Annotated in this window: 12 protein-coding genes; 8 read left to right on the top strand and 4 right to left on the bottom strand. The window is 68.1% G+C overall.

Translation table 11 applies throughout. From position 1 onward, the window contains the following. Nucleotides 1–74 precede the first annotated feature (74 nt). The 6 genes from ABD693_RS06710 to phoB all read left to right on the top strand — a co-directional run bounded on the left by ABD693_RS06710 (nt 75) and on the right by phoB (nt 5727). Complete coding sequence (locus tag ABD693_RS06710) at nt 75–1106, top strand: substrate-binding domain-containing protein (RefSeq protein ID WP_344696249.1); 1032 nt, start codon at nt 75–77, stop codon at nt 1104–1106. A 10-nt stretch (nt 1107–1116) separates the two neighbouring features. Next, the gene (gene pstC, locus ABD693_RS06705; RefSeq protein ID WP_344696248.1) at nt 1117–2508 is read left to right on the top strand and encodes a phosphate ABC transporter permease subunit PstC; all 1392 of its coding nucleotides are present in this window, start codon (nt 1117–1119) and stop codon (nt 2506–2508) included. Continuing rightward, on the top strand, nt 2501–3394 hold the full coding sequence (gene pstA / locus ABD693_RS06700; RefSeq protein ID WP_344696247.1) for a phosphate ABC transporter permease PstA: 894 nt from the start codon (nt 2501–2503) through the stop codon (nt 3392–3394). Before pstC ends, pstA begins: the two co-directional genes overlap by 8 nt. Nucleotides 3395–3578: 184 nt before the next feature. After that, nucleotides 3579–4325: a phosphate ABC transporter ATP-binding protein PstB gene (pstB, locus tag ABD693_RS06695; RefSeq protein ID WP_344697586.1), complete on the top strand. Its 747-nt coding sequence runs from the start codon at nt 3579–3581 to the stop codon at nt 4323–4325. 14 nt (nt 4326–4339) lie between these two features. Next, nucleotides 4340–5035, top strand: a complete 696-nt coding sequence (gene phoU, locus ABD693_RS06690) for a phosphate signaling complex protein PhoU (protein ID WP_344696246.1) — start codon at nt 4340–4342, stop codon at nt 5033–5035. Then, nucleotides 5035–5727, top strand: a complete 693-nt coding sequence (gene phoB, locus ABD693_RS06685) for a phosphate regulon transcriptional regulator PhoB (protein ID WP_344696245.1) — start codon at nt 5035–5037, stop codon at nt 5725–5727. Before phoU ends, phoB begins: the two co-directional genes overlap by 1 nt. A gap of 3 nt (nt 5728–5730) precedes the next feature. Here the strand turns inward: phoB and ABD693_RS06680 are convergent, their stop codons facing one another. Further along, nucleotides 5731–6063 (bottom strand): hypothetical protein, encoded by a 333-nt coding sequence (locus ABD693_RS06680; RefSeq protein WP_344696244.1) that lies wholly within the window; start codon nt 6061–6063, stop codon nt 5731–5733. 77 nt (nt 6064–6140) lie between these two features. Between ABD693_RS06680 and ku the strand changes: the two genes are divergently transcribed. Both ku and ligD read left to right on the top strand, forming a co-directional pair. Beyond that, entirely contained in the window at nt 6141–7019 is an 879-nt protein-coding gene (gene ku / locus ABD693_RS06675; protein WP_344696243.1) for a non-homologous end joining protein Ku, read from the top strand. A gap of 6 nt (nt 7020–7025) precedes the next feature. After that, nucleotides 7026–9545 (top strand): DNA ligase D, encoded by a 2520-nt coding sequence (gene ligD / locus ABD693_RS06670; RefSeq protein WP_344696242.1) that lies wholly within the window; start codon nt 7026–7028, stop codon nt 9543–9545. Here ligD and pip read toward each other — a convergent pair. Genes pip through ABD693_RS06655 form a run of 3 tightly spaced genes read right to left on the bottom strand, consistent with a single transcriptional unit; the run spans nt 9542 to nt 12619 of the window. Beyond that, entirely contained in the window at nt 9542–10501 is a 960-nt protein-coding gene (gene pip / locus ABD693_RS06665; protein ID WP_344696241.1) for a prolyl aminopeptidase, read from the bottom strand. The two genes, ligD and pip, sit on opposite strands and share 4 nt — an antisense overlap. A gap of 2 nt (nt 10502–10503) precedes the next feature. Continuing rightward, nucleotides 10504–11874, bottom strand: a complete 1371-nt coding sequence (locus ABD693_RS06660; protein WP_344696240.1) for a glutamate--cysteine ligase — start codon at nt 11872–11874, stop codon at nt 10504–10506. 10 nt (nt 11875–11884) lie between these two features. Beyond that, the gene (locus ABD693_RS06655) at nt 11885–12619 is read right to left on the bottom strand and encodes a 16S rRNA (uracil(1498)-N(3))-methyltransferase (RefSeq protein WP_344696239.1); all 735 of its coding nucleotides are present in this window, start codon (nt 12617–12619) and stop codon (nt 11885–11887) included. Between the last annotated feature and the right edge of the window lie 92 nt (nt 12620–12711).

Raw genomic sequence — 12711 nt, 5'->3', positions numbered from 1 at the left:
ATGGCAGCCGCGCACGCGGCGCTAAGGGCGGCGCGGGGGGCGTAATGCCCGACATGATGAAAAGGGATTCGACCATGGCCAGGATCTGGCTCGCGCTTCCGCTTGCCGCCGCGCTCACCGCTTGCGGCGGTGGTGGCAACAATGCCGCCCAGCAGATCAAGATCGTCGGTTCGTCGACGGTCTATCCGTTCACCACCGCGGTCGCCGAGGCGTTCCAGAAGGCGAATCCGGGCACCAGCGTGATCGTCGAATCGACCGGCACCGGCGCGGGCATCAAGCTCTTCTGCGAGGGCGTCGGCTCCAAGTTCCCGGACATGGTCAACGCGTCGCGGCCGATGAAGAAGAGCGAATATGACAATTGCGTCGCGGCCGGCGCCAAGCAGATCATCGAAGTGCCGATCGGGATCGACGGCCTGACTCTGATCGAATCGAACAAGGCCGAGCCGCTCAAGGTCAGCCTCGCCGACATCTACGCCGCGGTCGCCGCCAACCCTTATGGCAAGGGCCCGAACAAGGCGCAGACCTGGAAGGACGTCAATCCGGCGCTTCCCGCGATCAAGATCCGCGTCCTCGGCCCGCCGCCGACCAGCGGCACCCGCGACAGCTTCGCCGAGCTGATGCTCACCAAGGGCTGCGAGAGCGACCCCGCGATGAAGGCGCTCAAGAAGAGCGACGAGGCCAAGCACAAGGACCTGTGCACCAAGGTTCGCGAGGACGGCGTGTTCGTCGAGGCGGGCGAGAACGACAATCTTCTCGTCCAGAAGGTCGAGAGCGATCCGGGCACCATCGGCGTGCTGGGCTATAGCTTCCTCGCCGAGAATGCCGACAAGATCCGCCCGGTCGAGATCGACGGCGTCGCGCCGACCGAGGCGACCATCCAGAACCTGTCCTATCCGGGCGCCCGCAAGCTCTACATCTACGTCAAGGGCGAGCATGCGGCGGTGAAGCCGTCGATCAAGGCCTTCCTCGCGCAATATGCCAAGGAATGGGCGACCGGCGGTCTGCTCGAGAAGCGCGGGCTGGTGCCGTTCACCGGCGCGGATGCGCAGGGCGCGACCAAGGCGGCGACCGAGATGACGCCGCTCGACGCCAAGAACCTCAAGTAAGCCTCATCACGTGAGCCTGCTCGTCGGCCTTCTCCTGGTTCTCTGCGTCGCGGGCGCGGTCTTCGTGGTGGCACGGGGACGCGCGGCCGCGCTGCGGACGGCCGGGCCGGGCCGGCGGCGGCTCAACAGCCTGCCGGGCTATCACGGCAGCTACGCCTTCCTATGGGCGATTGTCCCCGCGCTCATCTTTCTCGCCGTCTGGACCCCGATCCAGAGCCGGCTCGTCGAGCAGTCGGTGATCGCCAGCCCGGCCGGCCAGACCCTCCCCGACTTCGACCTCGCCCGCGACAGCATCCTCCAGGAAGCCCGCGCGGTCGCGACCGGCGCGAGCGACCTTGCCTTCAATCCCGCCGCCAATGCGCTGGTGCCGGTCTACCAGTCGGCGCTCGGCAAATACGGACTGATCGGCGGCGGGTTCGCCCTGCTGCTCGCGCTGGCCGGCGGGGGCTGGGCCCTGTCGCGGGTCAGCGTCGACCTGCGTGCCCGCACCGGGGTCGAGCGCTGGTTGATGGGCCTCCTCGTCGCCGCCTCGCTGATCGCCATCCTGACGACCTTCGGGATCGTGCTCTCGCTTCTGTTCGAGACCTTGCGCTTCTTCTCGATGGTGCCCGCGGGCGACTTCCTGTTCGGAACCAGCTGGTCGCCGCAGGTCGCGATCCGCGCCGACCAGGCGGGCTCGTCGGGCGCGTTCGGCTCGATCCCGCTGTTCTGGGGCACGATCTTCATCGGCGCGATCATCGCCATGATCGTCGCCATTCCGCTCGGGCTGATGAGCGCCATCTACCTCACGCAATATGCGCATGAGAAGGTCCGCAAGGTCCTGAAGCCGCTGCTCGAGATCCTCGCGGGCGTGCCGACCGTGGTCTATGGCTATTTCGCCGCGCTGACCGTCGCGCCGCTGGTCCGCGACCTCGGCCTCGCGATCGGGATCGAGAGTGCGTCGAGCGAGAGCGCGCTCGCCGCCGGCCTCGTCATGGGCGTGATGATCATCCCCTTCGTCAGCTCGATGGCCGACGACAGCATCGCCGCCGTGCCCCAGTCGATGCGCGACGGCAGCCTCGCCATGGGCGCCACCCGCTCCGAGACCATCCGCAAGGTCATCCTCCCGGCCGCGCTCCCGGGCGTCGTCGGCGGCGTGCTCCTCGCGGTCAGCCGCGCGATCGGCGAGACGATGATCGTGGTCATGGCCGCGGGGCTTGCCGCCAATCTCACCGCCAACCCTTTCGGCAGCGTCACCACGGTCACCACCCAGATCGTGCAGCTGCTCACCGGCGACCAGGAATTCGACAGCCCCAAGACCCTCGCCGCCTTCGCGCTCGGCCTGGTGCTGTTCCTCGTCACCCTGCTCCTCAACCTCATCGCGCTCCGGGTCGTGCGCAAGTATCGGGAAGCTTATGAATAGCGCCACCCGTCGCTGGTCGAGCGAGGCGATGAACAAGCGCGTCGCCCGCCGTTATGCCGCCGAGCGCCGCTTCAAGGCGCTTGGGCTCCTCGCCATCGGCATCAGCCTCGCGTTCCTCGTCTTCCTGCTGGTCACCATGACGGTGCGCGGGATCGGCGGGTTCAGCGCCGGCTTCCTGTCCGCCAGCGACGCGACCGACCCGGCCGCGGCGGGCGTGTGGGGGGCGCTCAAGGGCTCGTTCCTGACCATCGTCGTGACGATGGCGCTCGCCTTTCCGGTCGGCGTGCTCGCCGCCATCTACCTCGAGGAGTTCGCCCGCCGGAACCGGTGGAACGACTTCATCGAGGTGTCGATCAACAACCTCGCCGCGGTCCCGTCGATCATCTTCGGCCTCCTCGGCCTCGCGGTGTTCCTCAACTTCATGCACCTGCCGCGCTCGGCCGCGCTGGTCGGCGGACTGACGCTCGCGCTCATGACCATGCCCGTGATCGTCATCGCCGGGCGCAACGCGATCAAGGCGGTGCCGCCCTCGATCCGCGACGCGGCATTGGGCGTCGGCGCGTCCAAGATGCAGGTGGTCTTCCACCACGTCCTGCCGCTGGCGCTCCCCGGCATCCTCACCGGCACGATCATCGGCATGGCCCGCGCGCTGGGCGAGACCGCGCCGCTGCTGATGATCGGGATGCGCGCCTTCATCGCCTCGCCCCCGCAAGGCTTCACCGATCCCGCCACGGTTCTTCCGGTCCAGATCTTCCTCTGGTCGGACGAGGTCGACCGCGCCTTCGTCGAGAAGACCAGCGCCGCCATCATCGTGCTGATGCTGTTCATGCTCCTCATGAATGGCCTCGCCATCTATCTTCGCAATCGCTTCGAGCGCCGCTGGTAAGGCCGCACCCATGACCGACGAAAAACAGCCGATCCTCACCAATTCGACGGTGCCCTTCCCCTCGGTCGCGGTGGCCGCCGAGGCGGCGCGCGACGGGGCCGTTACCGGCACCGAGCCCGACGCCCTCGCCTCGGGGGATGCGCCCGCGCGCCAGCCCGATCAGGTCGGCGGCCCCGAGCCCAAGATGCGGGCCACCGACGTGCGCGTATTCTACGGCCAGAAGGAGGCGCTCAAGGGCGTCTCGATCGAGGTCCACGACGACAAGGTCACCGCCTTCATCGGCCCGTCGGGCTGCGGCAAGTCGACCTTCCTGCGCTGCCTCAACCGGATGAACGACACGATCGCGGGCGCGCGGGTGACCGGCACGATCCTCCTCGACGGCGAGGACATCACCGCGCCCGAGATGGACGTCGTCCAGCTCCGCGCCCGCGTCGGCATGGTGTTCCAGAAGCCCAACCCGTTCCCCAAGTCGATCTTCGAGAACGTCGCCTACGGTCCGCGCATCCACGGTCTGGCCCAGGGCAAGGACGAGCTCGAGGCCATCGTCGAGAAGAGCCTTCGCCGTGCCGGCCTGTGGGAGGAGGTCAAGGACCGCCTCGCCGAGAGCGGCACCGCGCTGTCGGGCGGCCAGCAGCAGCGCCTGTGCATCGCGCGCGCCATCGCGGTCGATCCCGAGGTCATCCTGATGGACGAGCCCTGCTCGGCGCTTGATCCCATCGCCACCGCCAAGATCGAGGAGCTGATCCACGAGCTTCGCGGCCGCTATGCGATCGCCATCGTCACCCACAACATGCAGCAGGCCGCGCGCGTCAGCCAGCGGACCGCCTTCTTCCACCTCGGCGAGCTGATCGAATACGGCAAGACGAGCGACATCTTCACCAATCCGCGCGAGCAGCGCACCCAAGATTACATCACCGGCCGCTACGGCTGAGGGGGACTGACCACGTGGCTACCAACGGACACACGCTCAAGGCGTTCGACGAGGATCTCGACCGGCTGCGCGCGCTCATCACCGAGATGGGCGGACGCGCCGAGCATGCGATCATCGAGGCAATGCGCTGCCTTTCGGAGCGCGACCTCGACGGCGCCCGCGAGGTCATCGCCGCCGACAAGCGGATCGACGAACTCGAGACCGAGACCGAGCGCCGCGTGATCCAGCTCATCGCGCTCCGGGCGCCGATGGCCGGGGACCTGCGCGACGTGGTCGCCGCGCTCAAGATCTCGGGCGTGGTCGAGCGGATCGGCGACTATGCCAAGAACATCGCCAAGCGCGTCGCGGTGCTCGAGAATGCCGCCAAGATCGAACCCTTGTCGCTGCTCCCCGAGATGGCGCGGATCGCGACCGGCATGGTCCATGACGTGCTGAACGCGTTCGTCCAGCGCGACGCCGAGGCCGCGCTCCGGGTCTGCGCCCGCGACAAGGCGGTGGACGATTTCTACGACAGCGTCTTCCGCACGCTCCTCACCCACATGATGGAGAACCCGCACAACATCGGGCAGTCGGCGCACCTCCTGTTCGTCGCCAAGAACCTCGAGCGGGTCGGCGATCACGCCACCAACATCGCCGAGATGGTCTATTATGCGGCGACCGGCCAGACCATGGCCGACCGGGTCAAGGGCTCGGAAGGGATCGGTCTCTGATGGCCGCGCAAGGGCGCCTTCTCCTCGTCGAGGACGATCGCTCGCTCGCCGAGCTCATCACCTTCCACTTCGAGCGCGAGGGCTATGCCGTCACCCGCACCGGTGACGGCGAGGAAGCGCTGATCCTCGCCGAGGAAGTGCGCCCCGACCTCATGGTCCTCGACTGGATGATCGAGGGGATCAGCGGGATCGAGGTCTGCCGCCGCCTCCGCCGCCGCCCGGCCACCTCGAACCTCCCGATCCTCATGCTCACCGCGCGCGGCGAGGAGGACGACCGGATCCGCGGGCTCGAGACCGGGGCCGACGACTATATCACCAAGCCGTTCAGCCCGAAGGAGCTGGTCGCCCGCGCCGCCGCCGTGCTCCGCCGGGTCCGTCCCGCGCTCGCCGCCCAGACGCTCGACTATGCCGGGCTCGAGATGGACATCGGCGCGCACCGGGTGAAGCGCGACGGCAAGACGCTGTCGCTCGGGCCCACCGAATACCGCCTCCTGCGCCACTTCCTCGAGCATCCCGGCCGGGTCTTCTCGCGCCAGCAATTGCTCGAGACCGTCTGGCCGCACAGCGAGGAGATCGAGCTCAGGACCGTCGACGTCCACATCCGCCGCCTGCGCCTCGCGCTCGGCGAGCCTGATCTCATCCGCACTGTCCGCAGCGCGGGCTATGCGCTCGACGGCGACGGCAACGCCTGAGGCTCAGCTCAGCCGGCTGAGGATCGCGACGAGACTCGCCCCGGCGCTGAGCAGGAAGGCGACTACGATCAGCGCCATGTAGGTGGCACGCGAATTGGCCGCCGCGACGGCGTCCTGGTCGATCCAGTAGCGGCCCTCGCCTGCGCTCCGCAGCAGGCCCTTGTCGGCCAGTGCCCGCACCACCTTGTCCGCGCCCTTGAGGCTGAGGTCGGGCGCGGCGGCGGTCTTGGCGTTGACCGCCCCCTTCTTCTTCAGGTCGGCCAGCACGCCGCTGCTGCTCGCCTGGCCCGCGTTCGCCGCGTTGATGATGGCGGTGGTGAGGATCGGATTGGCCATGCCCGCCAATCTATCGGAACCGTCGCGCCTCCCCAAGCGATTCCCTTGCGTAACGATTTTCTCGTGGAGCTTGCACCATGGCCGCTCGTCCCAGCTGGCGCGGACAGATCCGCCTCGCCCTCGTCTCGATCCCGGTCGAAATCTACCCGGCGTCCAAGTCGGGCGCGGGAATCGCCTTCCACCAGATCCACGAGCCTTCGGGCAAAAGGATCAAATATGAGAAGGTCGTGCCGGGCGTCGGCCCGGTCAGCACCGACGACATCGTCAAGGGCTTCGAGATTTCGAAGGGCGAGTATGTCCTTCTCGAACCCGAGGAGATCGAGAGCGTGAAGCTCGAGAGCCGCAAGACGCTCGAACTCGCGCATTTCGTCGACGTCGACGACATCGACCCGCTGTATTACGAAAAGCCCTATTTCGTCGTGCCCGCCGACGACCTCGCCGAGGAAGCATTCATCGTCCTGCGCGAGGCGCTGCGCCGGGCGCGCAAGGTCGGGGTCGGCCAACTCGCCATGCGCGGGCAGGAATATGTCGTCGCGATCAAGCCGTGCGGGCGCGGCATGCTGATGGAAACGCTCCGCTACGCCGACGAACTCAACAAGGCGTCGAGCTATTTCCGCGACATCGAGGACGCCGAGCCCGACGCCGACCTCCTCGAACTCGCCACCACCTTGATCGACAAGAAGAGCGGCAAGTTCGACGCGGGCGAATTCCACAATCGCTACGTCGATGCGTTGAAGGGCCTGATCGAGGAGAAGCGCAAGAAGAAGGGCGGGGGTCTCGTCATCCAGGACAAGGACTCCGACAAACCCGCGAAGAGCAACGTCATCGACCTGATGGCGGCCCTCAAGAAGAGCCTCGGCGACGGCGGGGAAAGCGCCGCGAAGCCTGCCGCGAAGAAACCCGCCGCGACGAAGAAATCCGCGCCGGCGAAGAAGACCGCTGGAGGAAAGAGGTAGGGCCCGATGGCGCGTGCCCCTCGCCCGACCGGCCTCGGCATCGAGACCTACAACGCCAAGCGTGACTTCGCGAAGACCGGCGAGCCCAGGGGCCGCAAGCGCAAGGGCAAGGGCGACAGCTTCGTCGTCCAGAAACATGACGCGACCCGTCTTCACTACGATTTCCGCCTCGAACTCGACGGCGTGCTGAAAAGCTGGGCGGTCCCGCGCGGGCCCTCGCTCGATCCCAGGACCAATCGCCTCGCGATGCGGACCGAGGACCATCCGCTCGACTATGGCAGCTTCGAGGGCATCATCCCGGAAGGCGAATATGGCGGCGGCACGGTCATGCTGTGGGACCGCGGCCGCTGGATCCCGCATCCCGACAAGGACCCGAGGAAGACGCTCGAGGAAGGCCACCTCCACTTCACCCTCGAAGGCGAGCGGATGAAGGGCGAGTGGGTGATGTTCCGGATGAAGCCCAAGCCCGGCGAGAAGGGCGAGGCGTGGATGCTCAAGAAGGTCACCGACGCGGAGGCCAGGCCGGACGAGGGCGACGCACTGGTCGAAGCCTGCCTGACCAGCGTGGACACCGGCCGGAGCATGGCCGAGATCGCCGCCGGAGAGGATGTCTGGGAATCGAACAAGACCGGAAAGAAGGGTGGCCGGACCACCCGCAAGGTCGAGATGCCACCGGCGTTCGAAGCGCCCCAGCTCGCCACGCTCGCCGACCATGTCCCGACCGGGAGCGGCTGGGTCCACGAATATAAATATGACGGCTATCGCCTGCTCCTGAGCGTCGGCGGCGGCGGGGCGCTGGCCTTCACCCGCAATGGCAAGGACTGGAGCGAGCAGTTTGCGCCGCTGGTCGAGGCGGCCGCTGCGCTTCCCCCCGGCTGCCTGATCGACGGCGAGGCGGTGGCGCTGAACGAGAAGGGCAAGCCCGACTTCCAGCTGATGCAGGCGACGGTGAAGCGCGGTCACGGCAAGGCCGGGCCGACCATCGCCTACTACGCCTTCGACCTGCTGATCGATCGCGGCGAGGATATCCGCAAGCTGCCGCTGCTCGAGCGCAAGGAGCGGCTCGCCGCTTTGCTCAAGACCGCCGGCCCGCCGCTGATGTTCGGCGACCATGTCGTCGGCAAGGGCGAGCAACTGTTCGAGGCGATCTGCAAGGAGGGCGGCGAGGGGATCATCTCCAAGCGCGCCGACGCCGCTTATGCGGGCAAGCGCACGCGCGACTGGCTCAAGATCAAGTGCATCGCGCGGCAGGAGTTCGTGATCGTCGGCTGGCAGGCGAGCGACAAGCGCCGCGGCTTCCGCTCCCTCCACCTTGCCGTCAATGACGCCGGCACGCTGCGCTACGTCGGCAAGGTCGGCACCGGCTTCGACACCGCGACCATCGAAGACCTGTCGGGGCGGATGGTAAGCATTGCGCGCGACGAACCCGCGCTCGACGTGCCCCGCGCCGCCCGCCGCAGCTCGACCTGGATCGAGCCGAGCCTTGTGGCCGAGATCGCCTACACCGAATTCACCGCCGACGGCGTGCTCCGCCACCCGAGCTTTCTCGGGCTGCGCGAGGACAAGAAGGCCAAGGACGTCGTCCTCGAAACGCCGGTCGCCGACGAACCCAGGCCCAAGGCCAAAGCCGCGAAGAAGGCGAAAACCCTCCGCACCGCCGCCGACTTCGACCTTCGCCTGACCTCCGCCGACCGCGTCATCTTCCCCGAGGACGGGCTCACCAAGGGCGACCTCGCCAATTATTATGCCGCGATCGCCGAGCTCCTCATGGTCGACCTTCGCGACCGCCCGATGACCCTCATCCGCTGCCCCTCGGGCCGCGCGAAGAAGTGTTTCTTCCAGAAACATGACAGCGGCGCGATGGGCGCGCACGTGCTGCATGTCCCCGTCAAGGAAGGCGACGGTAAGACCGAGGACTATCTCTACGTCGACGAAGCCATCGGCGCGCTCGAATGCGTGCAGATGAACACCATCGAGTTCCACGGCTGGGGCAGCCGGATCGATCCGCTCGAGATGCCCGACCGGCTGGTGTTCGACCTCGATCCCGACGAGGGGCTCGGCTTCGACAAGGTGAAGGCCGCCGCGCTGCGCCTGCGCGACCTCCTGGCCGACCTCGGGCTCGAGACCTTCCCGCTGCTGTCGGGCGGCAAGGGCATCCACGTCATCGCGCCCTTGGACCAGAGCCGCGACTGGCCGACGGTGAAGAGCTTCGCCGAACGCTTCAGCCGCGCCATCGCCGAGGCCGAGCCCGAGACCTTCACCGCCAACATCCGCAAGAACCAGCGCACCGGCCGGATCTTCCTCGACTGGCTCCGCAACCAGCGGGGGAGCACGGCCGTCCTGCCCTACAGCGCCCGCGCCCGCGAAGGCGCGCCCGTTGCGGTGCCGGTCGCCTGGGACGAACTGCCGGACCTCAAGGCCGCGAACGCCTGGTCGATCCGCGACGCTGGCGAATTGCTCGACCGGGCCGGTTCGAAAGCCTTGCGGGGCTGGGGCCAGGCCAAGCAGGCCCTTCCCGACTTCTAGCGGTCGGCGAACCCGTCGGTCGCGCGGATCAGCTGGTCGAGCACGCCCGGCTCGCTGTAGAGGTGCCCGCCGTCGGCGATGATGTGCAGCCTCGCCTCGGGCCACGCCTTGTGCAGCTCCCATGCCGCTTTGGGCGGGGTGCAGCTGTCATGCCGCCCCTGGACGATGACGCCCGGGATGTGCCGGATCTTCTCGACCCCGCGCAGCAGCTGCCCTTCCTCGAGCCAGCCGCCCGCACGCATATAATGGTTCTCGATCCTCGCCACCGCGATCGCCTTGGCGGGCTCGGTGAACTCCTCGATCACCGACGGATCGGGGAGCAGGGTGACGGTCACGCCCTCCCACTTGCTCCACGCCTTGGCCGCTTCGAGCTGGACCGTCTCGTCCTCGCTGGTCAGCCGGCGATGATAGGCCGCCATCATGTCCCCGCGCTCGTCCTCGGGGATCGGCGCGGCGAAGTCGTCCCACCCGTCGGGATAGACCTGCGACGCGCCGCCTTCCTCGTAGAGCCAGTCGACCTCACATTGGTCGAACAGGAAGATGCCGCGAAGGACCAGCTCGGTCACCCGCTCCGGATAGGCCTGGGCGTAGGCGAGGGAGAGCGTCGAGCCCCAGCTGCCACCAAACACCTGCCAGCGCTCGCAGCCCATCACCTGCGTCCGCAGCTTCTCGATATCCTCGACGAGATGCCACGTCGTGTTCGCCTCGAGGCTCGCAAAGGGCGTCGAGCGCCCGCAGCCGCGCTGGTCGAAGACGAGGACGTGGTAGCGCGCCGGATCGAACTGCCGCCGGTGCGACGGGCTCGCCCCGCCCCCCGGACCGCCGTGAAGGAAGACGACCGGCTTGCCTTGCGGATTGCCGCACAATTCCCAGTAGAGCCGGTGCCCGTCGCCGACGTCGAGCATGCCGGTGCGATAGGGTTCGATCGGCGGATAAAGGGTGCGGCGCTCATCCATCGTCAGAAACTCAGCTCGTCGTAGACCTTCGAAACGTCGCCCGCCCAATCGCCATTGTACCAGGCGAGCAGGCGGTCGGCCGGGGTGATCCCGCTCGCCACGACGTCACGCAACGGATCGAGGAAACCCACCTCGTTGGTGCCACCGGCGTCGAGCTGCGCTCGGGCGGAGAGGCCGGCCGAGGCGATGTCGACGACCTTGGCCGCGAGCTCGCGCATCGTGCCGCCGCCGGGCACCGGCGCCTCGAGCGCCATCGCCGGCACGTCCGAGCGAAGCTGCTCGCGCTCCGCGATGTTCCAGTGCTTGACGAGGTCCCAGGCCGCGTCGAGCGCGCCGGCGTCGTAGAGGAGGCCCACCCACAGCGCCGGCAGCGCGCAGATGCGGCCCCAGCGTCCGCCGTCGGCACCGCGCATTTCGAGAAAGCTCTTCAGCCGCACCTCGGGGAAGGCGGTCGACAGATGGTCGGTCCAGTCGGCGACGGTCGGCTTCTCGCCCGGCAGCTGCGGGAGCCTGCCCTCGAGGAAGGCGCGGAAGCTCTCGCCTGCGCAATCGATATACTTGCCGTCGCGCATCACGAAATACATCGGCACGTCGAGCGCGTAGTCGCAGTAGCGCTCGTAGCCGAACCCCTCGTCGAACACGAACGGGATCATGCCGGTGCGGTGCGGATCGGTGTCGGTCCAGATGTGGCTGCGGAAACTCTTGAAGCCGTTGGGCTTGCCCTCGGTCAGCGGCGAATTGGCGAAGAGCGCGGTCGCGACCGGTTGCAGCGCCAGCCCGACCCGGAACTTCTTCACCATGTCGGCTTCGGAACTATAGTCGAGATTGACCTGAATGGTACAGGTCCGGAGCATCATGTCGAGCCCGAGGCTGCCCACCCGCGGCATGTGCCGGAGCATGATCGCGTAGCGGCCCTTGGGCATGATCGGCAGCTCGGCGCGGCTCTTGTCGGGCCACATGCCGAGCCCGAGGAAGCCGAGCCCCAGCTTGTCGCCGACCGCCTTCACCTGCTCGAGATGCCGCCCGGCCTCGGCGCAGGTCTCGTGCAGGTTGACGAGCGGCGCGCCCGACAATTCGAGCTGGCCCGCGGGCTCGAGGCTGATCGTCCCGTCGCGTCCGGTCAGCGCGATGACCTTGCCGCCTTCCTCGACCGGGACCCAGCCATAGTCGGTCAGCCCCATCAGGAGGTCGCGGATCCCGCCGGGCTCGTCCCAGGAGGGCGCGCGGTGGTCGGCGGTGCGATAGACGAACTTCTCGTGCTCGGTCCCGATGCGCCAGCGTTCGGGCGGCTTCTCACCGCCGGAAAAGACCGACAGGAGATCGTCGCGCCCTTCGATGAGGGGACTGTCGGACAGGTCGGTGCGCGTGGTCATGGTCGCCGCGTTAGCGCCAATCGCCGGCGCTCGCCATATACAGGCTTACGGCTGCCAAAGCGGCAGTTTCGGCGCGCAGGATCCGAGGTCCCAGCCCGATCCCGCTCGCGCCGGCCGCGAGGATCGCGTCGCGCTCGTCGGGCGTGAACCCGCCCTCGGGCCCGATCAGGATGCAGGCCGCCGCGCCGGGTGTCACCGCTTCGCCCAAGGGCCTCCCGCCGGTCTCGTCGGCGAACAGGATCGGCGCGGGCGGGTCGCTGAGCAGTTTCGCGAGCGGCATCGACTCCGCGATCTCGGGCAACCGGGTCCGCCCGCATTGCTCGGCCGCCTCGACCGCGATCAGCGCGAGCCGCGCCGGGTTCATCCGCTCGACCACGGTGCGCTGCGTCACCACCGGCTGCAGCCGCGCGACGCCGAGCTCGGTCGCTTTCTCGACCAGCCATTCGAGCGGCGCGCGCTTGACCGGCGCGAAGGCGAGCGTGAGCGGCGGCAGCACCTCGGCCTCGCGCGTGCGCTCGACCACCTCGAGAACCAGCCGCTTCTTCGTCGCCCCGCGGATCGCCGCGCGCCACTCGCCGCTCGCCCCATCGAACAGCAGCACCTCCGCGCCCTCGCCCAGGCGGAGGACATTGGCGAGGTAATGCGCGGGCTTGCCCTCGAGCAGCACCGCCGCGCCGTCGGCCAGCGGCTGCTCGACGAACAGCCGGGGAAGTGCGCGGGGCGGCCAGGCGGGAGTGGCGGGCATCGCCGACGCGCTACCGCCCGGCGCGCCGCGCAACAAGGTCCACTCCTCGCCCCTGCTTAACCAAATCGAGAGGTTGCGCCCTTATGCCCGGA

It is taken from the genome of Sphingomonas rosea (assembly GCF_039538065.1).
Lineage (GTDB): Bacteria > Pseudomonadota > Alphaproteobacteria > Sphingomonadales > Sphingomonadaceae > Sphingomicrobium > Sphingomicrobium rosea.
Note: the sequence above shows the minus strand (reverse complement) of the source record. Positions and strands in the feature narration are given on the sequence as shown.

Excerpts from the sequence above, each read along its gene's own strand:
- ABD693_RS06710 (WP_344696249.1), top strand. The coding sequence starts at position 75 with ATGGCCAGGATCTGGCTCGCGCTTCCGCTTGCCGCCGCGCTCACCGCT.
- pstA (WP_344696247.1), top strand. The coding sequence starts at position 2,501 with ATGAATAGCGCCACCCGTCGCTGGTCGAGCGAGGCGATGAACAAGCGC.
- pstB (WP_344697586.1), top strand. The coding sequence starts at position 3,579 with ATGCGGGCCACCGACGTGCGCGTATTCTACGGCCAGAAGGAGGCGCTC.
- phoB (WP_344696245.1), top strand. The coding sequence starts at position 5,035 with ATGGCCGCGCAAGGGCGCCTTCTCCTCGTCGAGGACGATCGCTCGCTC.
- ABD693_RS06680 (WP_344696244.1), bottom strand. The coding sequence starts at position 6,063 with ATGGCCAATCCGATCCTCACCACCGCCATCATCAACGCGGCGAACGCG.
- ku (WP_344696243.1), top strand. The coding sequence starts at position 6,141 with ATGGCCGCTCGTCCCAGCTGGCGCGGACAGATCCGCCTCGCCCTCGTC.
- ligD (WP_344696242.1), top strand. The coding sequence starts at position 7,026 with ATGGCGCGTGCCCCTCGCCCGACCGGCCTCGGCATCGAGACCTACAAC.
- pip (WP_344696241.1), bottom strand. The coding sequence starts at position 10,501 with ATGGATGAGCGCCGCACCCTTTATCCGCCGATCGAACCCTATCGCACC.
- ABD693_RS06660 (WP_344696240.1), bottom strand. The coding sequence starts at position 11,874 with ATGACCACGCGCACCGACCTGTCCGACAGTCCCCTCATCGAAGGGCGC.
- ABD693_RS06655 (WP_344696239.1), bottom strand. The coding sequence starts at position 12,619 with ATGCCCGCCACTCCCGCCTGGCCGCCCCGCGCACTTCCCCGGCTGTTC.